This is a genomic window from Actinoplanes sp. TFC3, from assembly GCF_001553785.1.
Taxonomy (GTDB): domain Bacteria; phylum Actinomycetota; class Actinomycetes; order Mycobacteriales; family Micromonosporaceae; genus Actinoplanes.
The window spans coordinates 1,949,584-1,976,345 of record NZ_LOJP01000001.1; the positions used below are offsets into that span (position 1 = coordinate 1,949,584).

The window sequence follows — 26,762 nt, forward strand, 5'->3', positions numbered from 1 at the left end:
GTCACCCGCCGCCGCCGCAACCGCCCGCGCCCCTCCGCAAGCCCCTCCCACTGCCCCTGGGTGACTTGCAACGTGACATCGGCGCCGTCCCAGCGTCCATAGGGGACGAGTACGCACCCCCGTTGCCGGGCCCGGGCCACCAACCGGCTGGTGATCAAAGGGGAAACCTGGCCGGGAACAGCAAGTACCACGACGTCCACGCCGTCGATCAGCGCCGCCACCACCGTGGGCCACTCCGGTCCCGGGTCAGGAACCAAAGCCAACCGGTCGAGGGCTACCCCACTTTCCGCGGCAGCCAGCGCCCCGAGCGCCGGCACTCCCACCACCGCGCACCAGGACCCGGCGTGCGAGGCGGCGGAGAGAAGAGCCAGGAGCAGGGAGGTGCCCCCGTTGCTTCCCACTTCGGCAACCGGCGCTCGCTGTCCCCAGGCAACCCCAGCCCGTGTACCTTCGCGAGCGCGCCGGGTGCCGCCCACATAGCTTTCCTGGGCTACCCGCCGAGGCGGACTCTCGTAAGTAAGACCCACAGCCACGGTGCTTCCGCGCTGCAGTCCTCGCCACGGCAGCAAACCGCCCAGCTCGGAAAGCACCGGCAGCACCCGCTGCAGCCCTCCGGCGTCGGTCTCCCCGGCAGGCCGTACCAGCTCAGCAAGGGCCGCCGCACCGTTGATCATGCGCCCGGCCATTGTCTCCGCCCCGCTGTACACCACATCGAAGTTGATCTTCATGGCCAAGCCAAAATCTCGAAGGCTGACGCCCACAGGAAGTGAGGCCCACCAGGCGCTAAGACTTAAACCGCCAGCAGCCAGAACGTGAAGGCCGTCAGCAACCGGACGTGAAGACCAACGTCAGCCGGAACTCAAACCGCCGACGATCAGAACTCAACAACCATCGGCGGCAAAGCCCAACCACCACCGGCCCAGGTACAAGCCCGCCGAAGGCCCGGCTACCACCAACCGCGCCGAGTCCACCCACACCATCAGTCGTCAAGCGGCCTCAAGCCGGGGCTGAAAGCTGACCCCCAACGCCTCCTGCACCTGCCCCACAAAACTCTCGGCCGCGCGCAGCAAGTCATCAGCCTCGCGGCTGGTCACCACCCGCGGAATGCCCGCCTCCGCAGCCGCCCGTTTGGTAGCGCCGAGGGCGAAGTAAGTAGCCCAGTCCCCGAACTCCGGGGCCACCAGCACCAGCAACGACCACACGCTGGTCACCTGATTGCGCCGGGTCGGAGCAGCCGGCCGGGCACGGGCCGCGAGCACAGCAGCAGCGGCGCGCAGGGCGGCCAGGTGGGCAGCCGCGTACCGCAAGCCGTCAGGCCGGGTTCGGGCGGCTTCCCGCAGGCCCTCGTGCGCGATTGCCAGCAGTTGGGCCGGGGTGCGGTTGGGCAGCAGGTTGGCCGGGATCGTCGGGGATGGCTGGGCGCCGGCCGTGGGCGCGTGCCCGTACACCGGAGGTCCGATCTGCCGGGGCGCGCCTGCCCGAGACTCGCGCTCGCCGGGGTCACGCGGGGCAGGCACAGCATCAGAGACGGCGTCGTGGCTTGCGGCATCCCACAAACTGGGCATGCCAGGTGGTTGTCTCAGGCTCGCTGCCGGGTTGCTCCCCATGGCTCTCTCCTCGCGTGTCGCATCCGACGTGCTGGCCGGCGCCTTGTGAGGCGACGGCCCGATCCGCTGCGGAGGAAGCACAGCGGCGGTGCCGGCCGGGTGTGAAGCTTCCCCACACCACACCCGGCCGGACTTGCGCCGGCGGGCCCGTCGTCCGCCGCCCGGGGGTCGTGGGCGGCGGACGACGGTCCTGCCTGGTCTCGGTCTCGGGCCCGCGAATGCCCGGGACCTGGTACGACACTTCGCGGGTGCCGCACCCGTGGGAGCCTGCCGCGAACATGGCTCCCGTAGTCAGCCCGACCGTTCGACCTGCCGCCGATCGCCCCGGCCCCGTCTGCGGCAGGCCCGAGGCCGCAGCAGACACCGGCTGGAACAGTCGTTCGAACCAATCGAACACTCGTTCTAACTCCTGGAAGACTAGCACCCCCCTCTGACAAAAATGCAAGGCGAACGGGGATCAGGCGGTGGCGAGGGAGATGGTGCCGCTGGCGGTCTCCAGATCTGGCGAGGTAGCGGCTCTTGCTCTAGCCGCCCGAACCGCTGTGCGCCTTGACCTGGCACGGACCGGGCGGAACGGTCACCGTGACATTGCCGCTACCAGCTTTGGCCGTCACCGAAGCGGGCTCGCTCAGCGTCACCTTGATGGCCCCGCTGTCGGATTTCGCGGTGACTGCGCCATGACGTCGACCGCTATGTCGCCATGACCCGGGCCACCCGGCAACTCGTCATGCTCACCGACTGAGCCTGCGCCCAGGCGATCAGGGCTGATAGAGGAACAGCAGCACCACGATCAGCGCCGTCATCAGCACCCAGAGAAGAATGCGGGTCACCAGCCGAATCGTTCCCTGTGCACCTGTCCCGCCGGAACGTCCGCCGATCGAGCAGCCGAGCGCACCGCTTCGGTCCACAGATCCGGGCCGCACACATATAAGTCGTGGCCGGTGATGTCGGGTGACAATTCGCGCAGCGCTTCGGCATCGGTGTAGTCGGCGTATTCCAGCGGCAGCCACGATGTCGCCTGGGCGCGCGGTCCGATCAACGGCACCAGCCGCACCCCGCGGCGTTCGGCCAGCCATTCGATCTCGTCGAGGAAAGCGACCTCGCCGGGATGGCGTGCGCGATAGATCAGGGTCGCTTGGTTGTGGCCGTACGGTAAATCCCACAGCAGTGCCAGCAGCGGCGTGATCCCGACGCCGCAGGCCAGCATTGTCACCGGGCCGCCGCGATAGGACTCCGCGGTCAGCCTGCCGTAAGGCCCTTCGATAAGCACCCGCGTGCCGGGTTGGAGGCGGGCGACCCGGGAACTGCCGTCACCGAGTTGCTTGACCGTGATGCGTAATTGATTACCGGTTGGCGGGCCGGACAACGAGAACGGGTTGCCGCGCGTCCAGCCAGGTCCGTCGAGGAAACGCCACACGAAGAACTGCCCGGCCCGCACCGGAAGGCGATCCAGGTTCCGGCCGCGTAAATACACCGAAACCAACCCGTGGGCTTCCGGTACGACGTGATCGACGACCAGGCGATGCCGGACGGTACGCCACAACGGCCGGAGCACCCGGAAAACGATGACGCTCCCGGCTGCCAGGGCATACAAAGCGAGCCAGTAAGCCCGCGCATAAGAACCGGCGAAGTCGCTTCCCGCCCAGATCTCGTGCGGCAAAGCGAGCGCGACACCCAGGTACGCGTACAGGTGCAAAAGGTGCCAGGCCTCGTAGCGCAGCCGGCGCCGCGTCCAGCGCAGCGAGGTGAGCACCACCAGGATCAGCGCGGTCGTTCCGCCGATCGCCGGTAGCAGGCCCGGGTACGTCCAGAACTCACTGTGCGTGACAATAGCGAGCACGATGTGCGCGGCCAGCAGCAGGAAGGACGAAAACCCGGTCCACCGGTGCCCGCGCGCCAGCGCGTCCTGCCCGAACGCGCGCTCGACCAGCGGGATCCGGGCCATGAGCAGCACCTGCAGGAGCAGCAGGCCGGCCGACCACAGCCCGGCGAGCCGCCCGAGCGCCCCCAGCGACCATCCGGGCGCTCCGGCCAGCCACAGCGCGGTGACCGCGAGCAGGCTGAGCCCCGCCGCGGACCGGGCTGCGCCGGCCCACCAGCGCGGCGTGGTACCGATCCGGGGCAGCATGATCAGCCACGCTACAAAGCCGGAAGCCCAGGTGGGAGCCCCAAGTGAGATAGATGATGAACGCGGCGGATAAGGGTTATCGACCCGCCCCGCCGGCCGTCTCCGTTAAGCCGACCGCTCGCGCGCTCGACTCCCACAGCCGCGCGGCCAGCTCCGGATCGGTCACCCACGGTCGCGGGTCTTTGACCTTGTGCCCGAGGTAATAAGCCCCGTCGGTCAGCTCGGTTGCGGGTGCGGTGGCAAGCCACGTGAGCAGCTCCCCCGCCTCCTTCGAGCTGGTCATGAACGGCCACACCCGCCAGAAGAACCGGACCGCCTTACCGGCCCCGAAATTGCTGCGAACGACACCCGGATGAAAGGAAACCGACAGCACATCCGGCCACCGCCGCGCCGCCTCGGCCGCGAACAAAATGTTCTCGCCCTTAGCCGCCCCGTAGGACCCCCACGAACTCCATGACGACGCGTCCCCGGTGAAATCATCAGGGTCGACGCGGGCCCGCCGGTGCGCCTCGGACGCCGTCGACACGATCCGGCCGCCGCGCAGCCGCTCCCGCAACAGATTGGCGAGCAGAAACGGGCCGAGATGGTTGCTCTGGGCGGTCGCCTCGAAGCCATCAACGGTTTTGCGATAAGCCCCCAGCATGCCGCCGGCATTGTTGGCCAGGACGTCGATTTTCGGGTACGTCGCCAGCACGTGATCGGCAACCCGGCGCACATCGGCCAGCGACTCGAAATCCGCTCGCACCTCATCGGGCTCCGGCCCCCGAGCCACCCGGCGAATCTCGGCCATGGCAGCCCCCAAACGGCCGGGATCCCGCCCCACCGCGATCACCTGATCGCCCAGCGCGGCCAATTGCTTAGCGGCCTCGAACCCCACGCCGGAACTCGCCCCGGTAACCACAATCGTCCGCATCCCTGCCCCACTCTCCGCCAGCCGCTGACGCTGTCCTACCCATCCTGCGCCCGGCCTACCGGATCAACGCCGCCCGCCTTACCAAGAGCGTGAGCCAGCCGGTTGTTCACCTCGTCAACGGTAAAATCCCAACCCGTTCGGTGCCGGACAACGTCGCGGAAGAAGGCCGCCGCCTGGGCGACGCTGATGCTCATCGTTGGCTCTCGAAGACCTGGGTGCCAGCATGCTTGGTGGCCCAGGGTAGATGGCGGCCAGCGGTTCTTCCACTGCTGCCGGAGCAGCCGGCCGTACCGCCGGTTCCTGCACCGGCATCTCGCGGGCTGACCTGTACGTCACGTGCCCGATTCCCGGGTGGCCGGCCCCGGCCGTTACCGTTGGCGAATGCGTCTTCATGTCGGTTGTGCGCAGTGGACCCACAAGGCTTGGGCGCAGCCGCAAAGCCCGCACGAACGGCTGCGCTCCTACGCCGGGTATTGCAATGCCGTCGAAGGCAACACCACGTTCTACGCGACGCCGCCGCGGTCCACTGTCATGTCATGGGCGGAGCAGACCGGCTCCGATTTCCGGTTCGTGGCCAAGCTACCCAAAATCGTCACGCACGAGCGCCGCCTCGGCGACGTGGCCCTGGAAATGCGGGCGTTCCTCGACGCCATCGAACCGCTCGGGCCCCGCGCCCACGCCATCTGGATCCAGCTTCCCGGCTCGTTCGGCCCGGCCGACCTGGATACTCTCGCCCGATTCCTGCGCCGGCTGCCGCAGCATTACCGGTACGCCGTGGAAGTGCGTCACCGCGACTTCTTCGACAAGCCCCAAGCCCTCGAAGAAACCCTGGCCACCGTCAACGCCGAATGGGTCCCCTTCGACACAACTGCGTTGTTCACCGATCTGCCGGCCAGCGACGCCGAACGCGACGCCTGGACCAGAAAGCCTCGCATGCCATTGCGAACCAACGCCCTTACCGACCAGCCCATCGTGCGCTATCTGGGCCGCGACGACACCACCAAAACGGTCGAAGGATGGCAGCGCTGGGTGTCCAGAACCGCGGAATGGCTGCGCGAAGGCCGCTCCCCCACAATTTTCATCCACACCCCGGACAACGCCGAAGCCCTACCCCTCGCCCGCCGTTTCCACGAAGAGGTACGGGCCCAGGTCCCCGCCCTCGAACCCTTACCCGAACCGGCACCGGTCACCCTGTTCTAAGGCGCGGAAGCGGCCCCGCCCTGCAGCGCCTGCAGAATCTTGCCGAGCCGTTCCCGGTCCTCGGCGGTCAGCGCCTCCCCCAGCACCTCCCGCAAATGCCGCTTTTGCACCGCGTTTCCTTCCGCCAGCAGCCGCCGCCCCGCCTCGGTCAGTTCGAGCACTGAGGAACGCCGGTTTCGAGGGTGGGGCGTGCGGACGCATAGCTGGCGGCGTTCGAGGCGGTCGACGGACTGGCTGGCTCCACCGACCGTGATGGTCAGCGCGCCGGCTACCTCTTGGACCCGGCATTCGGGGGTTTCCGCGATCACTCGCAGAACCTTCAGCGAGCCCAGCGGCACATCGCACTCCGCGCGTAAGCGGGCGTCCAGGGCGTTCCAGAGCTGAATCTCGACTCGTACCAGGTCGTCGAACAACGTGAGCAGGTCCACAAGCTCTATAGTACTGAGGTTATTAGTGCTTAAGATCTAAGGTATGAAGAACACTGCACAAGCCGTGCGATTCGACCGGTACGGCGCCCCGTCCGTTCTTTACGTCGCTGACATCCCGATGCCGGAGCCCGCGGCCGGCGAGGTGCTCGTTGAGGTTCGCGCGGCCGGGATCAACCCGGGTGAGGCCGGCATCCGCACCGGCGCCCTGCACAACCGTTTCCCCGCGTCCTTCCCGTCCGGCGAGGGCAGCGACCTGGCCGGCGTGGTGATCAAAATCGGCCCCGGGGTGACCGAGTTTGCGGTGGGTGACGAGGTGCTCGGGTTCTCGTGGACCCGGTCCAGCCACGCCACCCACACCGCCGTTCCGGTGAGCCAGCTGATCCGCAAGCCGGCGCAGCTGAGCTGGGAAGTGGCCGGCTCCTTGTATGTCGTGGGCTGCACCGCGTACGCCGCGGTCCGGGCTGTTGATCCGCAGCCCGGGGAGAAGGTTGCTGTGTCGGCGGCGGCCGGCGGGGTGGGCGTCCTGGTGGTGCAGATGCTGCGGGCACGCGGGGTCGAGGTGCTGGGCATCGCGTCGCCGGCCAACGACGAGTGGCTGACGTCGCACGGGGTGCTGCCGGTGCATTATGGCGATGGGCTGGCCGGGCGATTGCCACGCGATCTGGACGCTTTCATCGACCTTTTCGGGCCCGGATATGTGCGGCTGGCCATCGACCTCGGGGTGCCGCGGGATCGCATCAACACGATCATTGCCTTCGATCTGGCTGAGGAGCTGGGGGTCAAGGCGGAGGGCAGCATGGTGGCCTCGACACCCGGGGTCATGGCCGAAATGGCGAAACTCGTGGCGGACGGCAGCCTCGAATTCCCGATTGCCGCGACCTACCCGCTGCAGGCCGTTGCGCAAGCCTTCACCGAACTGGAGAAGCGGCACACCCGCGGCAAGATCGTGCTCATTCCCTGAGGGCGTCGCGCAGGAAAGGCAGCAGAATCGGCAGGACCTGAGCGGCATGCATGGCTTTGAGATGATCAGCCCCGGGAATCAGCCGTACGATCCAGCCGCGCTCGCCGAGTTCGGCCGCGTACTCGCGCAGCGGCTCGGCGATGGCCACCCGGGTGTCGCCCCACTTCGGGCCGTAGTCGATGTTGTCGTTCTCACCGGCGAAAACGAGGCGCTGTGGTCGTACCCGGGAGAGGGCTTCTCGCTCGTCGAAGTTTTGCAGGGATTCGTAGAGCGTGACGTATTGGCGGGTCTGGTCGGGGGTCCGGGAGATACCCGCGGCGTCCCAGTCGCCGGGCTCGACGTTCTCCGGCGCCGGCTTGTTCTCCAGGGCTGCCTGATAAGCCGCTTTCGTGACGGCAAGCATCGGGCCATAGGGCGCACCGAGCGGCGGGAAGCCGCCCATCGCCAGCGCGGTCAGCCGGTCGGTGCGAATGGCGAGTTGCAGCCCGGCGAGCGCGAGCCACGAATAGCCGTAACAGGCGAAGCGGTCCACCCCGGCCTGATCGGCGACAGCCAGCAAGCCGGCCGCCAGGTGGTCCGCAGTCAGGGTGTCCGGCTTCGGATAATCGGTGAGTTCCTTCTCGTAGTCGACGGCAATCACTTGAAAGCCGGCTTCCACGAGGGTGGCGGCGATCGTGTGCCCGGCATTGGGATCCATGCCCCACGCGCGCATTTCCTCGGCGGCCGGACCATCGACCGCAGCTATGGAGGTTGGCAGCAGAACAGCGGGCCCGGAGCCCAGTACGGTCACATCCATGACAACTCCTTATAGTGTAAGGAGTATGGTATACGACGACCACGTACGCCGCCTCTGGCGTCATCGCGGCACCACCCTGCCGACGCCTCGGCGCGGCCCCCGTCAGCAGCTTGACCTCGATGAGCTCCTCGCAGCCGGCATCGAGATCGCCGACGATCGAGGGCTCGCCGCGGTTTCCACGCGTTCGATAGCGGCGCGTTTCGGGAAGACGCCGATGGCGCTGTATCCGTACGTCGGAACCAAGGAAAACCTGCTCGCCCTCATGCAGGACCAAGCGAGCGCTCTGCCGTCATGGCCGGATCCGGGCCCTGATCTCGCTGCCGATCTGCAAGCCTGGGCCCTCGCCTTGTTCGCGTTGTACCTGCGTCATCCATGGCTGGCCTCACGGCCCTGGTCCCAGGCAACGCAAGGCCCCAACGAACAGGACTGGCTCGAACGGCTCCTGCAGATTTTTCAGCGCTGGAAAGTCCGCAATCCCGCCGCAATCACCATCCTGTACGCCACGGTGCGCTCCTGCGCCGAAACCGCCGCTGCTTACGAGACGATCGACCCGGCGCAGTGGCTGGCGGTCCACAATCAGCTACCCGATCTTCGCGAGCGCTATCCGCTTTCCACCAGCCTGGAACCCGTCTCCCCCGATTGGCGCGAAGCTCCCCGCGCGGCCGTCATCAAGGCCGTCGAGGTCCTTGCCCGGGGCATGTCTCTAAGATGAACAGCTTCCGCATCCGCTCTTCATTCCGGAGTGCCCGCCATGGCCCCCGATACCGCCACGTCCGCGAGCGCAACCAGTGACGTAGCCGGCGGCGAGGAGGCCCCGGCCAGCGCCGGTCGGCGGCTGCGCGAATCGGTGCCGCTGCGCATTGCCCTGCCCCCGTTCGTCGTCACCCTGATCGTAATGCTGATCGGCCTCGGCGACCGGCAATTATGGCGCGACGAAAACGCGACCTGGTGGGCCAGCACGCTGTCCTTCGGCGATCTGCGCAAGCTCGTCGAAACCGTGGATGTCGTCCTGCTTCCCTACTACGTGCTCATGCACGGCTGGATCGCCATCTTCGGCGACTCCGAGACGGCCCTGCGCCTGCCCTCGGCCCTGTTCATGGCCCTCGCCGCCGCCGTCATCGCCCTGATCGGGCGACGCCTGTCCGACCCGGCAACAGGTCTTGTCGCAGGGCTTCTGGTGCCGGTCGTTCCGGTCATTTCCCGGTACGGCCAAGAAGCGCGCCCGTACGCAATGGCGATGCTTGCCTCGGTGACCGCGGTGTGGTTGTTGCTGCGCGCGATCGAACGGCCCACTGTTTGGCGCTGGCTCGGGTACGCGGTGGCGGTGGCGTGGATCGGCTGCAGCCACGTTGTCGCATTGATGGCTCTCGCCGCGCATTTCGTGCTGGTTCTATGGGCGTACTTGACCACCAAGAAGCGGGCCTTGGCCGGCTGGCCGGCCGCGGTGCTGCTGGCGGTCCTGGCAATCTCGCCGCTCGTGCTGCGCGGGCAGAGCCAAGGCAAGCAGATCTCGTGGATCCCCGACGCCACCTGGGAGCGGGTGCAGCAGTTCCCCGGCGAGGTCTTCATGAGCTTCGCGGTTGCCGGGTTCTTCCTCGTCGTGGGGCTGGGCGCGCTGGCCGTGACGGCGTTCGAGAAGCGCGCCTGGACGGCTGGATTCCTGGCGGTGTGGACGCTGCTGCCGCCGCTGATCGCGTACGTGACGTTCGACGAGTTTCACTTCTTCTACCCGCGCTACCTGCTGTTCACGGTGCCGGCGTGGATTCTGCTCGGCGGGTTCGCCCTACGCCGGCTGGCCGGATCAGAAACGGTCACCACGCTCGCCGCGGTGACGGTGGTGGCGGCGGCCGGGCTCGCCTTCGCCGGGTGGGACCAGCAAGCGAAGGTTCGCAGTAACGCCGTGGAGAGCGAATACTCGTTCCGCGCGGCCGCCGCGTTCATCCGCGAACGCCAGCAACCCGGCGACGGCATCATCTTCACCGGCTACCCGTACCTGCACCGCGGTTTCCGCTACGAATGGCGTGACGAGCCGGCGCCCCAGCAGCCCCGCGAAATCCTGGTCGACCAGCCCGCCGGCCAGGCCTACTCGTGGGTGCACCCCGCCTGCCGTGACACCAGAGCGTGCCTGGGCGCCACCGAGCGCATCTGGCTGGTGTCCTCGGACCCGTCCGGCAAGCCGCTCGACCCGCTCCCGGCAAACCAGCAGAAGGTTGTCACTGACCTTTACGTCGTGGCGCAACGCACGGTCTTCCACCGCCTGTGGGTGTCGGAGTTGATCAAGAAGTAACGTTCAGGGATGAACGCATCCCCGCCGCTGGTCACGCTGCACGTATGGCGAGTCCCCCGGCGTGCGCTGGGCGGCGCTCTCACCCGGATGGCGCTCGACCCGCGCCGGTTGCGCCGCCTGCCGGGGGTACGGTTCGGCAAGCTTCTCGGCACCGGAACCGGCCTGAGCTTCGGGCCGGGCGACGCCGATCTGACCCGGTACGCGGCAGTGGTCTCCTGGGATGCCGCGGACGGCGGAGACCTGGGTGTGGTGGGCGCAGCCTGGGATCGGCTCGCGCAGAGCAGCGCCCGTGTCGACCTGACGCCGATCATGAGCCACGGCGGTTGGTCGGGGCAGAAACCCTTCGGGGAAAGCAGCCGCCGCCCGGCCAGCCGCCCACCGGGAACAGCCAGCACAGATGCGGGTGAGCCGGCCGGGGGCTTTGGACGTACCGGGGAAATGGTTCTGGCTTTGACCCGGGCTCGGTTGCGGGCGGTCAAGGCTCTGACGTTCTGGAATGCCGTGCCGCCGGTTGCCAGGGAGCTGGCGGGATCTCCAGGGTTGCTGGCGCGGTTCGGGGTCGGGGAGGCGCCCGTGGGGTGGCAGGGAACCGTGAGTGTGTGGCGCAGCTCGGCGGACCTGACGACGTTCGCGTACCGTCAGCCGGAGCACCGTGCGGTGATCGAGCGGACAGCGGCCGTGGGCTGGTATGCGGAGGACTTGTTCGCGCGGTTTGCGGTGCGGGACATCAGCGGCGACAGGGCCGTGCTGGGCTGGCGGGAAGGAGAGCGATGAGGCTCGTCCCCTGGCAACCGGACGACATGCTCCGGCGGCTGGACGACGTGGTGAGCGTGTACGGCGAGGCGATGGGTTACCGCTCCGAGCTGTTGCAGACGCGCCGCGGGTACATCGGTGCGCATGTGCGCCGGGCTGGGTTCCGGGCGGTGGCGACGTTGACCACCGAGGGTCAGCTTGCCGGATTCGGTTACGGCTACGCGTCGGGCACCGGACAGTGGTGGCATGACCAGGTCCGGTCCGCTCTCGACGACACCGACCGGCACCGCTGGCTCGGCAACTGCTTCGAGGTCGTCGAGCTGCACGTGCGGCCCAGCGCCCAAGGTCACGGCATCGGCGCCCGGCAGTTGCGCGCGCTGCTCGCGATGGCCGAAGGCGAGACTGTTCTTCTGTCGACGCCGGAGGCCGATGAACAGCAATCGCGTGCGTGGCGGTTGTATCGGCGCTTCGGCTTCGAGGATGTGCTGCGGCAGTTCTACTTTCCCGGCGACGAGCGGGCGTTCGCGATCCTGGGCCGCGAACTGCCGTTGACCGAGCGCGCGCCGGCCGAGGACGCCCCGAGGATCGTCGGCATCTGAATGCTGTCCACCTCCCTGGCGTCGCAGAGGTTCTCCACTGTCGCCAAGACCGGCAGGGGCCTCTGGGCGTTGCTCGGGCTGCTGATCCTGGTGCAGATCAGCTACCCGCTGACCAGTGGTTCGGTGCGGGCCGCGATGACGGTGCTGACGGTGCTGCTCGGCTACCTGCTGTCGGTGGCGCACGCGGCTTGGAGCCGGGGGGCGCGGGCGGCGGTAGCGCTGGTTGCCACGGCCACGCTCGGTGGGTTTGCGGTGGAGGCGATCGGGGTTGCTACCGGCTTTCCTTTCGGTACGTACAACTACTCCGGTCAACTCGGTCCCAAGGTGCTCGGCGTTCCGCTGATCATCCCGCTGGCCTGGACCTGGATGGCCTGGCCGGCCTGGCTCGCGGCGCTGCGACTGGCCCGCTCGGCGTGGGCGCGCGTGGTGGTGGCAGCGCTCGGGCTGGCCGCGTGGGACCTGTTCCTCGACCCGCAGATGGTGGCCGAGCACTACTGGACGTGGAACTCCCCCACCCCGGCGCTGCCCGGCGTACCCGGCATTCCGATCGGCAACTATGCCGGCTGGCTCGGGTTCGCGCTGGTCCTGATGGTCGTGCTGCGCTACGCCGTCGGGCCGTGCGAGAAACAGCCCGAAGACGCTTCGATGCTCGCGTTGTGGCTCTGGACCTACGCTTCCTCCGTGCTCGCCCACGCGGTCTTCCTCGGGCTGCCGTGGTCCGCGCTGTGGGGTGGCGTTCTGATGGGTGCAGTGGTCCTTCCGCTGGCCCTTCCGCTGGCCCTTCCACTGGTCCGAAGACGCCCATGACATGGCTCGCTGTGCTGCCGTGGGTGGCGCTCACCGGGCACACGCTCGTCAATGCGGCTCGGCTGCGCCGTCCGGTGCGGGGAGCCAATGTCACCGAGCGCGTTGCTGTGCTGCTGCCACTGCGTGACGAGGCCGAGCGGGTGACGCCGTGCCTCGAGTCGTTGCTGGGTCAGCGCGGCATCCCCGAGTTGCACATTTTCGTGCTGGACGACGGTTCCACCGACGGCACCGCGGAGGTGGTCCGCGCGGTGGCCGGTGACAAGGTGCACGTGCTGACCGGTGAGCCGCTGCCGCCGGGATGGTTGGGCAAGCCGCACGCGTGCGCCCAATTGGCCGCGGCGGCGAGCGGTGCGGACGTGCTCGTGTTCGTCGACGCCGACGTGGTTCTCGAGCCGGATGCGATCGCCGGTGGCGTGGCGTTGTTGCGATCGGCGCAGGTGACGCTGCTGTCGCCGTATCCGAAAATCCTGGGCGCCGGTCGGCTCGTACAGCCACTTCTGCAGTGGTCGTGGCTGACATTTCTTCCGGTACGGGCAATGGAACGCTCCCCGCGACCCTCGCTCGCGGCCGCCGGTGGGCAGTGGCTGGTCGTTGACCGGGCCGGTTATGAGCAGGCCGGTGGGCACGCGTCGGTGCGCGCCGATGTGCTCGAGGACATCGGGCTGGCCCGATCGGTCAAACGTGGCGGCGGACAGATCGCGATCGCCGACGGGTCCCGCCTGGCCGGCTGTCTCATGTACTCCTCGTGGCGGGAGCTCGCCGACGGTTACAGCAAGTCGCTGTGGGCCTCGTTCGGCTCCCCGGCCGGGGCAACCGCCGTCGTGGCCATGCTGCTTTTGCTGTACGCCGCCCCGCCCGTTGCCGCCGCCGGGTTCGCGATCGCCGGGCGGTGGGAGCAGGCGGCGATGGCGCTTTGTGCGTACGGGATGGGTGTTGCCGGAAGAATGATCACGGCGGCCGCGACGGGCGGGCGGATCTGGCCCGACCCGCTGGCCCAGCCGATCTCGATCGTGCTGTTCGCGGGGCTGGTGATGCGCTCGTTCCGGCGCCGCCGCCGCGGGCAACTGACCTGGCGAGGGCGAACGGTATGAGCACAATCGTGGTGGTCGGCGCGGGCGTTGGCGGGCTTGCCTCGGCGATCCGGCTCGCCGAGGCCGGACACACGGTCACTGTGCATGAAAGCGCGCCCACGCTCGGCGGCAAACTGGGCCGGTACGAGCGTGACGGCTTTCTGTTCGACACCGGACCGAGCCTGTTGACTCTGCCGCAGGTGTTCGCCGACCTGGGTCTGCATCTCGACACCGAGGCGTTGGATCCGGTGGTGCGCCACGTTTTCCCCGACGGTTCGGTGCTGGATTCGTCGTCGGATCCGGACGTGTTCCGCGAACGAATTGCCGACGCTTTCGGGGCCGCCGCAGCCGCCGATTGGTCGCGGTTCTGGGCTCGCGCGCAACGAATTTGGAACGCGTCGTGGCACTCCGTACTGCAGCGGGAGGTGTCCGCGAGCACGCTGGCCCGGCTGTCGTGGCGGGTACCGGACCTGCTGGCTATTGCGCCGGGGCGGTCACTGCGCGGGCTCGGGTATCGGTATCTGCGTGACTGGCGGTTACGGATGCTGCTTGATCGCTACGCCACGTACACCGGCGCCGATCCCCGGCGGGCGCCCGCCGCGCTGGCAGCTGTGCCGTACGCGGAGCTGGCCTTCGGCGGTTGGTACCTGCCGGGCGGCCTCGGTGTGCTGGCTCCGGCGCTGTCCTCCCGGTGCGCTGCGCTCGGCGTGCGGATCGTGACGTCGTCGCCGGTCACGTCGATCACCACGGTCGCGGGTCAGGTGACCGGGGTTGTCGCCGCCGGCACCTTCGAACCGGCGGACATCGTCGTCTCCGATGTGGACGCGGCCACCCTGTACCGCACGCTGCTGCCCACGCCGTCCCGCCTGGCGACGTTGTCCGACCGCAGCCTCGCCGGATTCGTCATGCTCCTCGGCGTCGAAGGGTCAACACCCCAGCTCGCCCATCACACAGTGTTCTTCCCCCGCAACTACAACGCGGAGTTCAACGCCGTCTTCGGCAACCCCGCGCAAGGCCGCCGCGCCCGACCGGCCTCCCACCCGGCCATCTTCATCACCCGAGCCGCCGACTCCGCCGTCCATCCCCCCGGCGCCGAGGCGTGGTTCGTGCTGGTCAACGCCCCCCGGCACGGCACGGCGGCGGGTGCGGTGGACTGGCAGAGGCCCGGGTTGGCGTCGGCTTACGCAGACCATTTGCTGGGCGTGCTGGCCGCGCGCGGTCTCGACGTCCGCGACCGGGTGCGGTTCCTGGAAACCCGCACGCCCGCCGATCTGGCTGCGGCAACTGCGGCTCCCGGCGGTGCCATTTACGGTACGGCCGGAGGTCTGCTGCGACCGGCCAACCGCGGCCCGGTCGACGGGTTGTACCTGGTGGGCGGGTCGGCGCACCCGGGTGGAGGGTTACCGATGGTGACGCTGTCCGCCAAGATCGTCGCGGACGGGATCGGGCCGGCTTGAATTCCCCGTCGCCGCCGGGATTGCTGGTTTCCGCAACGCCGCTGGTCGCTGATTCCGCTCACCATCACGAGCCCTATGGACTCCGGCAAGACCTGCGGTTGCAAGGTCACACGCGGTTCGGGTACCGCGTGGGCGCCCACGCGTAGCGTTTGGAACCTTCACTAATTGCTGGTGACGTCGTGTGGGGCTCGGCGACATCGCCACAACGCAGCGTTACCGGCGGCTTGTAGGCTCACCTGGTGGAAACTCGCGAACTGCGGTTCTTCGTTGCCGTCGCTGAAGAGCTGCACTTCGGCCGGGCCGCCCAACGTCTCGGCATGGCCCAGCCCCCGCTGTCGCGAGCCATCCAGCAGCTCGAACGCCGCCTGGGTACCACGCTGTTCGACCGCACCAGCCACAAAGTGGCCCTCACCGAAGCCGGAACGGTCCTGCTGCACGAGGGCCGCGCAGCCCTCGACGCCGTCGAAGCCGCCGAACACCGCACCCGCCGCGCCGGCGCCACGACCCAGGCCCACCCGAGCATCGTCCTGGCTGTTAAAGCCGCAGCCTCCGCCGAGCTGCTGGCCAAACTCCTGGACGCGTACGCGGCTTCACCCGACGCTGCTCAGGTGGAGATGCTCCTCTGCGGCCCGGGAGAACAGGAAACGCTGCTCCGCGACGGCCGCGCCGATGTGGCCTTCCTGCACCATCCCTTCGACGACGCAACGGGCTTCGACACCGAGGAACTGTCCACCGAAGGCCAGGTCGCCGTCCTCCCGGCCGGGCACCCTCTCACCACCAGAGCCCACCTGCGCCTGGCCGACCTCACCGACCTGCCGGACCTGCCGATGCCCCGCTGGCCCCGCCGAGACGGCAGCTACCCGCAAGGCCCCGGCCCCGAAGTCCACAACCACACCCAGCTCCTGCAACTGATCAGCCTGGGCCGCACAATGTTCCTCGCCCCGGAATCGGTGCGCTCCCAACTCCGCGACAACGTCGCCACCGTCCCGATCCTGGACGCCCCACCGGTGACAACCCTGATCGCCTGGCCCCCGCACAGCCGATCAAAAGCAGTCGCCGACCTGATCCGAACCGCAACCAGCCTGTAGCGGTGAGCTTGGCATAGGCTGGTCGAACTGGCGGGCAAAGGAGTGCCGGGTGTTACATCAAAGAGATCGAGCTGCGAAACGTACGGGGATTCCATGACGCCCGCACGGTTTTGCTTGACCTCACCCGCCCCGGCGGATCTCTGTCCGGCTGGACCGTTCTCGCCGGTCGCAATGGGTCTGGGAAAACGTCACTGTTGCGGGCTATCGCCTTGGCTGTTGGAGGCCCCGCTGTAGCCCGGAACTTGGTGCCCGACTTCAGCAACTGGGTTTCCGTCGGCGCACGCCACGCTTCTGTGAGAGTGCGCCTTACCCACGAAACGGGCATCGACCGCTTCGGCACACCAGAGCCGCGGCTCAATGGCGAATCGCTTGATGCATCCCTCAATTGGTTGATGCCCCTCGAGTCACCGCCCACTGTGCGCATTGTCCAGCCCTCGCTCACCGGTGGTTTCCCCGAAGACGAGGCGACAGCGCACAACGGTCCGTGGCTCGACAATCCCGTTGGCTGGTTCTGCGCTGCCTACGGCCCGTTCCGGCGACTCGCGGGCGGATCAGGAGACGCCCAACGGCTGACGCTGAGTCGCGGTCCAGCAGCGCGAATGACAAGCTTGTTCCACGAGGATGCGCCGCTGGCCGAAGGCGTGACCTGGCTTATTGAACAGCACCTCAGGTCCCTCGAAAAGCGTCCTGGCGCCGACAAGCTGAAGAACGTGGCCTTGGCTGTTCTCGGCGATGAGCTCCTGCCCGACGGGTACAGGATCCAGAAGGTCGATTCCGAGGGACTGTGGGTCGAGCGGCACGGCCACCGTTTCCCCCTGCGGGAGATGAGCGACGGCTACCGCACGGTCACCGCGCTCGTGGTGGATCTCCTGAAGCAGATATACGACGCTTACGGCGCCCTTGACTCAAGCAAGGCGGACGGCGCAACGGTCATCGCTGCGCCGGGTGTCGTCATCATCGATGAGATCGACGCCCACCTGCACGTCTCCTGGCAGAAGCGCATCGGCGGCTGGCTGAAACGCCATTTCCCGCAGACGCAATTCATCGTCACCACCCACAGCCCGTACATCTGTCAGGCGGCCGACGAACGCGGGCTTATTCGCCTACCCGGCCCCGACGAGAACGAACCGGCTCACATCGTTGATCAGGACCTGTACGAACGAATTGTGTACGGCAGTGGCGACGACGCTGTCATGTCCGAACTGTTCGGGTTGGACACGCCTTACTCGGAGAAGGCCGTGCGTTTGCGCCGGGAGCTAGTGGATCTGGAAGCCGCCGCTGCGCGCCTTCGACTGGCTCAATCATCTATTGGCCTGCTCACACTGCAACAGCCACCAAAAACGCGATCGCTTTCCGCTCGACGAACACGGCCTGCCGTTACTGGTGGATCCGACGACCGAAGATCCCTTCGAGCACCTGAGCCTGTCTTTGCTGGTGGGTGAGTATCGTCCGCTGACGGAGAAAGGCCGACAAACCATAGACGTCTGCGGACTCAACCGGTTCTCGTTGGCCAAGGCCCGGCAGAACGTCTACCAGGTGGTCGTTCTCTGCCTGCGCGAGTGGTCAGGTGCCGTCCGGGGCGAAAACCTCTACGAGCCGGGCCGCCTGCTTCACATGATTCGGGAACAACCGTGCGCGGACGTGTGCCAGGCTGTGCTCCGTCAGGTGCAACAACCCGGCGCCGCCGTGGTCTTTGCGGACGTCCCCGACACAGTGCGGCTGCTGCTCGATCAGCAGGTCCGTGATGCCCTTCTCGTTACAACAGAAGCCTCAGCCGAGTAGGTCCCACTTGTTGCCGGCGATGTCGCGGAAGACGGCTACTCTGCCGTACGGCTCGGTTCGGGGTTCGGTCAGGAAGGTCACGCCGGCGGCGACCATTCGGGCGTAGGTGGCCTCGAAGGTGGTGGTGCGCAGAAAGAAGCCGACGCGGCCGGCTGCTTGGTTTCCTATTGCTTCGTGTTGGTGGTTGCCATCGGCTTGGGCGAGCAGGATTGCGGTTTGGGCGCCGGGCGGGCGGACCACTACCCAGCGTTTGGGCCGGCCGTCGTTTGTCAGTGACGGGGAGTCCTCGATGAGTTCGAAGCCGAGGGCTTGGGTGAAGAACTCGATGGCGGGGTCGTAGTCCTCAACCACAATCGCGACCAGGTCGATCTGCACGGCTCCACACCAGATTCTGTTTCGCAGGGGATGGTCCCGATGTGCTGCGGGCGTACGACATCGTGATTTTTCTAGAGCGGGTGCACCCCGACCGGTAGCTCCCCCGTCGCGATATGCGACAGCACTGTGGCCCGCAGGGCCTCGGCGGCGTGCGGAAGAATGGCGCGTCGCCGGTGAGCCAAGGCAATGGTTCGGCGCATTCCGGGCGGGGCCAGTGGGGTGGCCCGCAGCAGCGGACGGTTGGCCAGCACCATGCTCGGCACCAGGGCCACCCCGAGTCCCGCCTCGACAAAAGCCAGCACCGCGTCCATTTCGCCGCCCTCCACCGCGAAAAGCGGCGTGAAGCCCGCTAGCTCGCAGGCCTCCAGCGTCACGTCGCGCAGGTCATAACCGGCCCGGAACATCACCATCGGGGTGTTCCGCAGGTCGGTCAGCTCGATCTGATCCTTCCCGGTCAGCGGCGGCTCGGAGGCCATGGAGGCCACCACCAGGCTCTCGCGCAGCACCGGAGCGGCGTGCAGGGACGGGTCGACGCCCTGCTCGGGGTGCACGATCAGGGCCAGGTCCAGGTCGCGGGCGAGAAGGTGGGCGATCATGTCCTGCGAGCTGCCCTCGTTGACCACGAGTTCCACGTCCGGATACTCGGCCCGGAAGCGACGCAGCACGCCCGGGACCAGCGACGAGCAGAGGCTGGGCGTGGCGCCGACGCGAACCCGGCCCCGGCGCAGACCGACGATCTCCTGCACGGCATCGCGGGCGGCATCCGCGTCGGCGACCATCCGGCGGGCGAGCGGCAAGAGGGTTTCGCCAGCCGCGGTCAGCGCCACCGCGTTACGGACGCGTTCGAACAGCGGCGCGCCGAGGGTTGATTCCAGGCTGTGAATTTGCTTACTCAAAGTGGGCTGCGAGACGCCCACAATATCCGCCGCATGGGTGAAATGCCGGGTTTCTTCGACTGCCAGGAAGTACCGGAGCTGCTGAAGCTGCACTTCGATAGCCTACCTCTATGCTTACCTACCCGATCATGCATTAGACGAATCGCTCGGAGGTTCTTACCGTCCAAGGAGTGGCGGTAGATACGAAAACTCCCCCGGTGCAGAAGGCAGGTCCGGCCAAGACGGTGCCGGCCGCCAAGGGTAAGCGCCGGCCGGCCGGGGCACGCTCCTCGGTCGTGCTCAAGCTGGTCATGGCGGTCACCGGCTTGCTGCTGGTCGGCTTCCTGTACGCGCACATGATCGGCAACCTGAAGATCTTCTTCGGCGCCGAGACGTTCGACCACTACGCGCACTGGCTGCGCTCGATCGGCACGCCTCTGCTGCCCAACGACTGGTACCTGTGGATCCAGCGGTTCGTGCTGACCGTGGCGGCCATCGCGCACATCGCGATCGCCACCATCCTGGCCCGGCGCGCGCGCAAGGCCCGGCCGGTGCGTTACGCCCACCGTCCCAAGGTGCAGGCCAGCTATGCCGCGCGCACGATGCGCTGGGGTGGCGTGATCATCCTGCTGTTCATCGTCTACCACATCCTCGACCTGACGACCGGCACGCTGAACCCGCACGGGGCGCCCGGGCAGCCGTACGCGAACGTGGTGGCCGACTTCGCCCCTTCCCGCTGGTACGTGACGCTGTTCTACACGCTGTCGATCGTGTCCGTCGGTTTCCACCTGCGGCACGGGCTGTGGAGCTCGATCCGCACGCTGGGCCAGCAGACCAAGAAGGGCGAGCGCGTCGCCCGGGCCGTCGCCTTGGTCCTTTCCGTCGTCCTGGTCGTCGGCTACCTGTCGGTGCCGTTCGCCGTGCTCACCGGATTGGTGGACTGACATGAATTTCTGGAACGAAGGCGAGCCGGTCGTCGACCAGGCCGCTCCGGACGGACCCATCGAGACCCGCTGGGACCGCCGCAAGTTCTCCGCCAAGCTGGTCAACCCGGCCAACCGCCGCAAGCTGAGCGTCATCGTGGTGGGCACCGGGCTGGCCGGTGGCTCCGCCGCGGCCACGCTCGCCGAGGCCGGTTACAAGGTCCGCTCGTACTGCTATCAGGACACCCCGCGGCGCGCGCACTCGATCGCCGCGCAGGGTGGCATCAACGCCGCGAAGAACTACCGCAACGACGGCGACTCGATCTACCGGCTGTTCTACGACACCGTCAAGGGCGGCGACTTCCGCGCCCGCGAGTCGAACGTCTACCGGCTCGCGCAGGTCAGCGTGAACATCATCGACCAGTGCGTGGCGCAGGGTGTGCCCTTCGCCCGCGAGTACGGCGGCTTGCTCGACAACCGCTCGTTCGGTGGCACCCAGGTGTCGCGGACGTTCTACGCCCGGGGCCAAACGGGTCAGCAGCTTCTGCTCGGCGCCTACCAGGCGATGGAACGCCAGATCGGTCTGGGCAACATCGAGATGTTCGCGCGTCACGAGATGCTCGAACTGGTCATCGTGGACGGCAAGGCCCGCGGCATCGTGGTGCGCGACATGGTCACCGGTGAGATCACCATCGACCTGGCCGACGCCGTCGTGCTGGCCTCCGGCGGTTATGGCAACGTCTTCTTCCTGTCGACGAACGCCATGGGCTGCAACGTCACTGCGACGTGGCGCGCCCATCGCAAGGGCGCATTGTTCGCCAACCCGTGCTACACCCAGATCCACCCCACTTGCATTCCGGAATCGGGTACGCACCAAAGCAAGCTCACGCTCATGAGTGAGTCACTGCGCAACGACGGCCGGGTCTGGGTACCCAAGCGCGGCGACGACAAGCGGGCCCCCGGCGACGTCCCCGAGGACGACCGCGACTACTACCTCGAGCGGATCTACCCGTCGTTCGGCAACCTGGTGCCCCGTGACATCGCGTCGCGCGCGGCCAAGAACGTGTGCGACGAGGGTCGCGGTGTCGGCCCCGGCGGGCTCGGTGTCTACCTGGACTTCGCGGACGCGATCTCCCGGCTGGGCCGCGACGCCGTGGAGGCCAAGTACGGCAACTTGTTCGAGATGTACCAGCGCATCACCGGCGAGGACCCGTACGAGGTGCCGATGCGCATCTACCCCGCCGTGCACTACACGATGGGCGGGCTGTGGGTCGACTACGACCTGCAGTCGACGATCCCGGGCCTGTTCGTGGTGGGCGAAGCGAACTTCTCCGATCACGGCGCCAACCGGCTCGGTGCGTCGGCGCTCATGCAGGGTCTCGCGGACGGCTACTTCGTGCTGCCGCACACCCTGGCGAACTATCTCGCCTCTGGTCCGTACGAGAAAATCACGCCGGACCACGAGGACGTCGTCGCCGCTCGCACCCAGGTCGAGGAGCGCGTGCAGAAGCTGCTCTCGATCAACGGCGACCGGACAGTGGATTCGTTCCACCGCGAACTCGGCCACATCATGTGGGAGTACTGCGGCATGGAGCGCACCGAGGAGGGCCTGACCAAGGCGATCGGTCTGATCCGCGGGCTGCGGGAGGAGTTCTGGAGCCGGGTCAAGGTGCCCGGCACCGGCGAACAGCTCAACCAGAACCTGGAGAAGGCCGGCCGCGTCGCCGACTTCCTTGAGCTGGGCGAGCTGATGTGCATCGACGCCCTGCACCGCGCCGAGTCCGCCGGTGGTCACTTCCGCGCCGAGAGCCAGACCCCCGACGGCGAGGCCCTGCGTCACGACGACCAGTTCAGCTACGTGGGCGCGTGGGAGTTCGGCGGCACCGGGCAGGCCCCGACGCTGCACAAGGAAAACCTCGACTTCGAATACGTCCACCCGAGCACGCGGAGCTACAAGTAATGGACATCCAGGTACGCGTGTGGCGCCAGTCCGGCCCTCAGGACAAGGGTCAGATGGTCACGTACGACGTCAAAGACATCTCCCCCGACGCCAGCTTCCTCGAAATGCTCGACGTTCTCAACGAGAAGCTGATCCTCGACGGCGACGACCCGGTTGCCTTCGACCACGACTGCCGCGAGGGCATCTGCGGCATGTGCGGCATGATGATCAACGGCGTGGCGCACGGTCCCGAGCGGGCCACCACCACCTGTCAGCTGCACATGCGCCACTTCAAGGACGGCGACGTGATCGACGTCGAGCCGTGGCGGGCGGCGGCGTTCCCGGTCATCAAGGACCTGGTCGTCAACCGCGGTGCGTTCGACGGCATCATCCAGTCCGGTGGCTTCATCACCGCTCCCACCGGCACGGCCCCGGACGCGCACGCCACGCCGGTGCCCAAGCCGGACGCGGACGCGGCGTTCGAGGCGGCCACCTGCATCGCCTGCGGCGCGTGTGTGGCGGCGTGCCCGAATGGCTCGTCCATGTTGTTCACCGCGGCCAAGGTCGCGCACCTCGGGCTGCTGCCGCAGGGCCAGCCGGAGCGCGACAGCCGGGTGGTGGACATGCTGGACGCCCAGGACGCGGCCGGCTTCGGTGGCTGCACCAACATGGGCGAGTGCGCCGAGGTCTGTCCCAAGGGCATCCCGCTGAACCTGATCGGCCGGCTCAACGCCGACTACCGCAAGGCGGTTGGCAAGCGCCGCTGATCTCAGGACACAAAGCGGGCCCGGACAATGATGTCCGGGCCCGCTTTGCTTGTCCGTAAAGGCGTTACTTCTTCAGCGAGCCGGTCAGGCCGCCCTCTTTGGTGGCGATGCAGGTGACGCCACGGTCGATCTTCCAGGACGCTTCCAGCGGGTGCAGGTAGAACAACTGGATCGCTTCGTCCTTGGTGTCGGAGTAGCTGTCGAAGCGCTTGGTGCACCCGTCCTCGGCCTGCTTGGCCACGGCGTCGGCGCCCGGGTAGTCGCCGGCCGGCAGGTCGAAGACGGCGAACACCTCGCCCTCGTGCTTGCCGGTGCAGGGGGTCTTCGGCAGGTTCTGCAGCGAGGTGGACTCCTTGATGCCGTTGACGCAGTCGCCGGCGCTGAGGTTCGTCACCCGCACGTCGCCGGTGTAGTTCGGCTTGGCCTGCTCCTTGACGTCGTTGGCAGCGTTGAGCACCAGCACGAACAGCAGGATGAGGCCGATGATCCAGAGGATCGCGAGCGTGATGCCGGCGATCGCCAGGCCACGCCCCTTCTGCCCGCTCTTCTTGATCTGCGACAAGCCGACGAAGCCGAAGATGATGGCGAACAGGTTGAGCCCGAAGATACCCGTTACCAGCGACGCGATGGCGAAGCCGTTGGTGGAGGTGTCCTGCGGAGCCGGTGCCGGGGCACCTGGGTAGTTTCCATATGGCGCCTGCGACGCAGGCGCGGAACCGTAAGGCTGGTCAGTCACGCCGAGCACGGTAACGGTCCGCCTGTGAACTTGCTGTCCCTTGGCTGCGTGGACAGGTCTCGAATAGGCATCATTGCGACAAGTAGTTGCGCGATTACTGCTGGGCGCAGCCGCCGATTCCGGAGTAGACCAGTGAGGTCAGCGTCTCGATCGCCTCGTCGTCATCCAGCTCCCGGCCCAGATCTGGGCCCTCACCGGCCTGCCAGGTCGCCGCGAACTGTGACATGAGCGCGGCGAAAGCGCTGGCCAGCACCACCGGATCTCCCGGCAGGGCCAGGCCGGAGTCGCGAGCCCGTTGCAGGTGGCCGGCCATGTGGAGCACGTCCGGCTCGGTCAGATCGCGCAACCGCTGGGCGAACACCACGTCAATGGTCGATGCCTGCCGCAGCGCGTCCAGCAGCACCCGGTTGCGCCGGTGGAAGTCCCAGTAGAGGGCGACGTGCCAGCGCACTGCGTCGCGGTTGCTGAAGTCGTCATCGTGCCCTTCGAGCTGTACCGACTCGTCACCCTGGTGCAGCACGTCGGCCAGCAGCGACTCCAGCAACGACTCCTTGTTGGTGAAGTGCTTGTAGAACGAACCGGCTGCCCGCCCGGCCTCCGCCGTGATGTCGGTGATCTTGGCATTCAGATAGCCCGATCGCCCGAAAACGCGCACCGCTGCGGCTTTGAGTTCCGCCTCGGTCTGCGCAGCCTGCTGCCTCCGCGCCCCCACAGCCGTCACTTGACAGACGGTATCAGCCACCCTACGGTGAATCCGAGTTCACTGAATTTTGATTCATCCAACTCGACGGGAGACGTCATGGACGTGATCATCGCGGGGGCTGGACCTACCGGTTTGACGCTCGCCATCGAGCTGCAAAGACGGGGCGTTGCGCATCGCATCGTCGAGGCGTCACCGCATCCGTTCGAAGGCTCCCGGGGCAAGGGCCTGCAGCCTCGTACGTTGGAAGCGCTCGACGACCTCGGTGTGCTCGACCGCTTTCTAGCAGCCGGAGCCGACTACCCGCCGCTGCGCATCCACAGGCCGGACGGCCAGCAGGTCGACTGGCGGATGGACGAGTTGCACGAGCCGACGCCCGACGTCCCGCACCCCAACGCGCTCATGGTTCCCCAGTTCCGTACCGGGCAGTTGCTGGCCGACCGCCTGACCGAACTCGGAGGCACCGTGGAGTATGGCGTCAGCGTCACCACCTTCAGCCAGGATGCGCACGGCGTCCACGTCACGCTGAGCACCGGCGAAACGGTCACCACGCACTACCTGGCCGGCGCGGACGGTGGCCGCAGCACCGTGCGGGCGCAGCTAGGTGTTGGCTTCGAGGGCGAGACGTTCGAGACGCAGACCATGCTGGTGGCCGACGTGCGACTGACCGGGCTCAGCCGCGACGCCTGGCACATCTGGCCCGGACCAGACGGGCGTTCGCAGAAGCTCGGACTGTGCCCCCTGCCCGGCACCGATCTGTGGCAACTGACCGCGCCGGACGCTACGTCCGTCACCGACGCGCTGGCCGAGGTGGCGCCGCAGGTCACGTTCCAGGACGTCGGCTGGAGGTCGATGTACCGGGCGAACATGCGCATGGTCGACCGCTTCCGCGTGGGCAACGTGTTCCTGGCCGGAGATGCCGCGCACGTGCACTCCCCCGCCGGCGGTCAAGGGCTCAACACAGGCGTGCAGGACGCTTACAACCTGGGCTGGAAGCTGGCCAGCGGGGACGACAAGCTGCTCGACACCTACGAGGAGGAGCGCCTGCCGGTCGCCGCCGCGGTGCTGGGCATCAGTTCGCGGCTGCACAAGCGTCACAGCGAGGATCCGGAGACGGCCCTGCGACGCGACGACCCGGTGTTGCGTCAGCTATCGCTCAACTACCGCGGAAGTTCGCTCGCCGTCGACCACCGGGCCGAGCCGGGCCGGGTGCGAGCCGGCGATCGGGCACCCGACGCGCCAGGCAACGGCAGGCGGGTGTTCGACCTGCTGCGCGGTCCGCATTGGACGCTGCTGGCAGTGGATGCCCCGGCCCCGACGGTGCCCGGCGTGGACAGCTTCACGATCGACGCACACGACATCTACGACGTCCAGAAGCCAACCTATTTCCTGGTACGCCCGGACAACTACATTGCCCGCGTCACCGAGGACCCCGCCGACTTGGCGACGTTCGTGCCGTAGCCCGTGGCCAGGCAGGCCAGCGCGCCGATCACGAACACGGGCCGCGCGCCCAGGTGCACGGCCAGCGCACCGAGCGGGTTGGCGAGCGCGACGGGGCCGAACATCACGGCGTTGGCGGTCGCGGAGACCCGGCCGAGGAGGTGATCCGGAGTGTCGCTCTGCACCGCGGTAACCGCCGCAATCAACGTCCACGGGAGACCGGCGCCGCCGATGACCGCACCCACCACAAGTGCGGGCCACCACGGCAGACAGCGCACCAGCAGCCCGACGGCGTACAGCGCTGCACCGGCAACCGCGACACCCAGGGCACCGCGCCGGGCAATCAACCGGCCGACGCCCATGCCTGCTGCAACGGAGCCGGCGCCCTGCGCGCTGACCAGCACGCCGAGGAAGGTGCTCGGCAGATTCAGGTCCTCGGTCACCACCGCGTACTGGGCGGCGGTGGCGAATGCTGACATACCAATGGCAACGGCGGCTACGGCCACGGTCCTTCGCACTGTGGGGGTGGTTTGGAGACCCGCCCTTACGGTGGCGGCGCGCGGGGTGGGCGGGCGCAGTCGCAGCAAGCCGTAGAGCAGTGCGCCTGCCAGCGGGAGAAGGGCGCTGACGGCTACGACCAGGTGGCCGCCGTGCCAGGCGTAGAGGGCGGCGCCGACCAGTGGGGCGATGAGTTTCATGCCTTCCTGGGCACTGGATCGCCAGCCGTTCACCGTAGCGAGTTCCGTCGGTGGCAGGGCGGACGGGAGGACTGCGGATTCGCCGGCGTCGAGGAGGACGTAGCTGGTGCCGTACACGAAGGAGACGGTGTAGACGAGCCAGGCGTGGGCCGGGGACGAGACGGTGAGCAGGCTGAGCAGGGAGGCCGCGAGCAGGAGGTTCGTAGCGATGAGCAGCAGCCGGCGGGGCAAGCGGTCGACGAGCCGCCCGAGCACCGGCCCGGCCAGGGTCGGCAGATAGACGGCGAGCCCGGCCAGCGCGGCTCGGCTCGGAGAACCGGTCAGGTCCAAGATCCAGATGCCCGACACCAGGGCCATGGCGCTGCTGCCGAGCCCGGACAGAAGGGAGGTGGCCACGAACAGGACAGCGTTACGTTGAGTCTGCACGACTCAC

Annotated in this window: 27 protein-coding genes and 2 pseudogenes; 17 read left to right on the forward strand and 12 right to left on the reverse strand. The window is 67.7% G+C overall.

The window, feature by feature from the left end:
- The 5 genes and pseudogenes from TFC3_RS35470 to TFC3_RS37870 form a co-directional block, all read right to left on the reverse strand.
- Window positions 1–686: pseudogene (locus TFC3_RS35470) on the reverse strand (hypothetical protein); the annotation flags it as partial.
- Window positions 687–986: 300 nt separating this feature from the next.
- Complete coding sequence (locus tag TFC3_RS08955) at window positions 987–1,448, reverse strand: SAV_6107 family HEPN domain-containing protein (protein ID WP_067498007.1); 462 nt, start codon at window positions 1,446–1,448, stop codon at window positions 987–989.
- Between the two features lie 985 nt (window positions 1,449–2,433).
- Window positions 2,434–3,735 carry a ferric reductase-like transmembrane domain-containing protein gene (locus TFC3_RS08960; protein ID WP_067498010.1) on the reverse strand — a complete coding sequence of 434 codons (1,302 nt, stop codon included), beginning with the start codon at window positions 3,733–3,735 and terminating at the stop codon, window positions 2,434–2,436.
- Window positions 3,736–3,811: 76 nt separating this feature from the next.
- Window positions 3,812–4,648: an SDR family NAD(P)-dependent oxidoreductase gene (locus tag TFC3_RS08965; RefSeq protein WP_173745310.1), complete on the reverse strand. Its 837-nt coding sequence runs from the start codon at window positions 4,646–4,648 to the stop codon at window positions 3,812–3,814.
- Window positions 4,649–4,683: 35 nt separating this feature from the next.
- On the reverse strand, window positions 4,684–4,842 hold the full coding sequence (locus TFC3_RS37870) for a hypothetical protein (RefSeq protein ID WP_161952554.1): 159 nt from the start codon (window positions 4,840–4,842) through the stop codon (window positions 4,684–4,686).
- A 187-nt stretch (window positions 4,843–5,029) separates the two neighbouring features.
- Between TFC3_RS37870 and TFC3_RS08970 the strand changes: the two genes are divergently transcribed.
- Window positions 5,030–5,848, forward strand: coding sequence for a DUF72 domain-containing protein (locus TFC3_RS08970; protein ID WP_067506283.1), 819 nt, complete (start codon window positions 5,030–5,032; stop codon window positions 5,846–5,848).
- On the opposite strand, the gene TFC3_RS08975 is transcribed toward TFC3_RS08970, so the two are convergent.
- Window positions 5,845–6,276 carry a MarR family winged helix-turn-helix transcriptional regulator gene (locus tag TFC3_RS08975; RefSeq protein WP_082771935.1) on the reverse strand — a complete coding sequence of 144 codons (432 nt, stop codon included), beginning with the start codon at window positions 6,274–6,276 and terminating at the stop codon, window positions 5,845–5,847. The two genes, TFC3_RS08970 and TFC3_RS08975, sit on opposite strands and share 4 nt — an antisense overlap.
- A 43-nt stretch (window positions 6,277–6,319) precedes the next feature.
- On the opposite strand from TFC3_RS08975, the gene TFC3_RS08980 reads away from it, so the two are divergent.
- The gene (locus TFC3_RS08980) at window positions 6,320–7,237 is read left to right on the forward strand and encodes an NADP-dependent oxidoreductase (RefSeq protein WP_067498016.1); all 918 of its coding nucleotides are present in this window, start codon (window positions 6,320–6,322) and stop codon (window positions 7,235–7,237) included.
- Here the strand turns inward: TFC3_RS08980 and TFC3_RS08985 are convergent.
- Window positions 7,227–8,033 carry an alpha/beta fold hydrolase gene (locus TFC3_RS08985; RefSeq protein ID WP_067498019.1) on the reverse strand — a complete coding sequence of 269 codons (807 nt, stop codon included), beginning with the start codon at window positions 8,031–8,033 and terminating at the stop codon, window positions 7,227–7,229. The two genes, TFC3_RS08980 and TFC3_RS08985, sit on opposite strands and share 11 nt — an antisense overlap.
- On the opposite strand from TFC3_RS08985, the gene TFC3_RS08990 reads away from it, so the two are divergent.
- The 11 genes and pseudogenes from TFC3_RS08990 (at window position 8,032) to TFC3_RS09035 (ending at window position 17,876) form a co-directional block, all read left to right on the forward strand.
- A complete protein-coding gene (locus TFC3_RS08990; protein ID WP_067498023.1) occupies window positions 8,032–8,745 on the forward strand; it encodes a TetR/AcrR family transcriptional regulator in 714 nt (237 codons plus the stop codon). The genes TFC3_RS08985 and TFC3_RS08990 overlap by 2 nt on opposite strands.
- A gap of 39 nt (window positions 8,746–8,784) precedes the next feature.
- Complete coding sequence (locus TFC3_RS08995; protein ID WP_153040152.1) at window positions 8,785–10,320, forward strand: glycosyltransferase family 39 protein; 1,536 nt, start codon at window positions 8,785–8,787, stop codon at window positions 10,318–10,320.
- Between the two features lie 9 nt (window positions 10,321–10,329).
- Window positions 10,330–11,094 carry a monooxygenase gene (locus TFC3_RS09000; RefSeq protein WP_067498029.1) on the forward strand — a complete coding sequence of 255 codons (765 nt, stop codon included), beginning with the start codon at window positions 10,330–10,332 and terminating at the stop codon, window positions 11,092–11,094.
- Window positions 11,091–11,672, forward strand: coding sequence for a GNAT family N-acetyltransferase (locus tag TFC3_RS09005; protein WP_067498032.1), 582 nt, complete (start codon window positions 11,091–11,093; stop codon window positions 11,670–11,672). The genes TFC3_RS09000 and TFC3_RS09005 overlap by 4 nt, the downstream gene beginning before the upstream one ends.
- Window positions 11,673–12,479, forward strand: coding sequence for a carotenoid biosynthesis protein (locus tag TFC3_RS09010; RefSeq protein WP_067498034.1), 807 nt, complete (start codon window positions 11,673–11,675; stop codon window positions 12,477–12,479).
- On the forward strand, window positions 12,476–13,570 hold the full coding sequence (locus tag TFC3_RS09015; RefSeq protein ID WP_067498037.1) for a glycosyltransferase family 2 protein: 1,095 nt from the start codon (window positions 12,476–12,478) through the stop codon (window positions 13,568–13,570). The genes TFC3_RS09010 and TFC3_RS09015 overlap by 4 nt, the downstream gene beginning before the upstream one ends.
- The gene (locus TFC3_RS09020) at window positions 13,567–15,006 is read left to right on the forward strand and encodes an NAD(P)/FAD-dependent oxidoreductase (RefSeq protein WP_067498039.1); all 1,440 of its coding nucleotides are present in this window, start codon (window positions 13,567–13,569) and stop codon (window positions 15,004–15,006) included. The genes TFC3_RS09015 and TFC3_RS09020 overlap by 4 nt, the downstream gene beginning before the upstream one ends.
- Window positions 15,007–15,245: 239 nt before the next feature.
- Entirely contained in the window at window positions 15,246–16,094 is an 849-nt protein-coding gene (locus tag TFC3_RS09025; protein WP_067498042.1) for a LysR family transcriptional regulator, read from the forward strand.
- A 71-nt stretch (window positions 16,095–16,165) separates the two neighbouring features.
- A pseudogene (locus TFC3_RS40425) lies at window positions 16,166–16,312 on the forward strand (AAA family ATPase); the annotation flags it as partial.
- Between the two features lie 27 nt (window positions 16,313–16,339).
- Window positions 16,340–17,536: an AAA family ATPase gene (locus tag TFC3_RS35475; protein WP_201787132.1), complete on the forward strand. Its 1,197-nt coding sequence runs from the start codon at window positions 16,340–16,342 to the stop codon at window positions 17,534–17,536.
- Complete coding sequence (locus TFC3_RS09035; RefSeq protein WP_153040153.1) at window positions 17,478–17,876, forward strand: hypothetical protein; 399 nt, start codon at window positions 17,478–17,480, stop codon at window positions 17,874–17,876. The genes TFC3_RS35475 and TFC3_RS09035 overlap by 59 nt, the downstream gene beginning before the upstream one ends.
- Here the strand turns inward: TFC3_RS09035 and TFC3_RS09040 are convergent.
- Together TFC3_RS09040 and TFC3_RS09045 are read right to left on the reverse strand one after the other, a co-directional pair.
- Window positions 17,865–18,251 carry a VOC family protein gene (locus tag TFC3_RS09040; protein WP_067498052.1) on the reverse strand — a complete coding sequence of 129 codons (387 nt, stop codon included), beginning with the start codon at window positions 18,249–18,251 and terminating at the stop codon, window positions 17,865–17,867. The genes TFC3_RS09035 and TFC3_RS09040 overlap by 12 nt on opposite strands.
- A 71-nt stretch (window positions 18,252–18,322) precedes the next feature.
- Entirely contained in the window at window positions 18,323–19,246 is a 924-nt protein-coding gene (locus TFC3_RS09045) for a LysR family transcriptional regulator (protein ID WP_082771937.1), read from the reverse strand.
- Window positions 19,247–19,422: 176 nt separating this feature from the next.
- Here TFC3_RS09045 and TFC3_RS09050 point away from each other — a divergent pair, with 176 nt between their 5' ends.
- Genes TFC3_RS09050 through TFC3_RS09060 form a run of 3 tightly spaced genes read left to right on the forward strand, consistent with a single transcriptional unit; the run spans window position 19,423 to window position 22,755 of the window.
- A complete protein-coding gene (locus tag TFC3_RS09050; protein ID WP_255363802.1) occupies window positions 19,423–20,070 on the forward strand; it encodes a succinate dehydrogenase cytochrome b subunit in 648 nt (215 codons plus the stop codon).
- A 1-nt stretch (window position 20,071) separates the two neighbouring features.
- Window positions 20,072–22,009 carry a fumarate reductase/succinate dehydrogenase flavoprotein subunit gene (locus TFC3_RS09055; RefSeq protein ID WP_067498058.1) on the forward strand — a complete coding sequence of 646 codons (1,938 nt, stop codon included), beginning with the start codon at window positions 20,072–20,074 and terminating at the stop codon, window positions 22,007–22,009.
- A complete protein-coding gene (locus TFC3_RS09060) occupies window positions 22,009–22,755 on the forward strand; it encodes a succinate dehydrogenase/fumarate reductase iron-sulfur subunit (protein ID WP_067498061.1) in 747 nt (248 codons plus the stop codon). Before TFC3_RS09055 ends, TFC3_RS09060 begins: the two co-directional genes overlap by 1 nt.
- Before the next feature lie 64 nt (window positions 22,756–22,819).
- On the opposite strand, the gene TFC3_RS09065 is transcribed toward TFC3_RS09060, so the two are convergent.
- Both TFC3_RS09065 and TFC3_RS09070 read right to left on the reverse strand, forming a co-directional pair.
- On the reverse strand, window positions 22,820–23,491 hold the full coding sequence (locus TFC3_RS09065; RefSeq protein ID WP_161952555.1) for a DUF4190 domain-containing protein: 672 nt from the start codon (window positions 23,489–23,491) through the stop codon (window positions 22,820–22,822).
- A 94-nt stretch (window positions 23,492–23,585) separates the two neighbouring features.
- Window positions 23,586–24,212 (reverse strand): TetR/AcrR family transcriptional regulator, encoded by a 627-nt coding sequence (locus tag TFC3_RS09070; RefSeq protein ID WP_067498066.1) that lies wholly within the window; start codon window positions 24,210–24,212, stop codon window positions 23,586–23,588.
- Window positions 24,213–24,290: 78 nt separating this feature from the next.
- On the opposite strand from TFC3_RS09070, the gene TFC3_RS09075 reads away from it, so the two are divergent.
- Window positions 24,291–25,652 (forward strand): FAD-dependent monooxygenase, encoded by a 1,362-nt coding sequence (locus TFC3_RS09075; protein WP_067498069.1) that lies wholly within the window; start codon window positions 24,291–24,293, stop codon window positions 25,650–25,652.
- On the opposite strand, the gene TFC3_RS09080 is transcribed toward TFC3_RS09075, so the two are convergent.
- A complete protein-coding gene (locus TFC3_RS09080; RefSeq protein ID WP_067498072.1) occupies window positions 25,598–26,755 on the reverse strand; it encodes an MFS transporter in 1,158 nt (385 codons plus the stop codon). The genes TFC3_RS09075 and TFC3_RS09080 overlap by 55 nt on opposite strands.
- Between the last annotated feature and the right edge of the window lie 7 nt (window positions 26,756–26,762).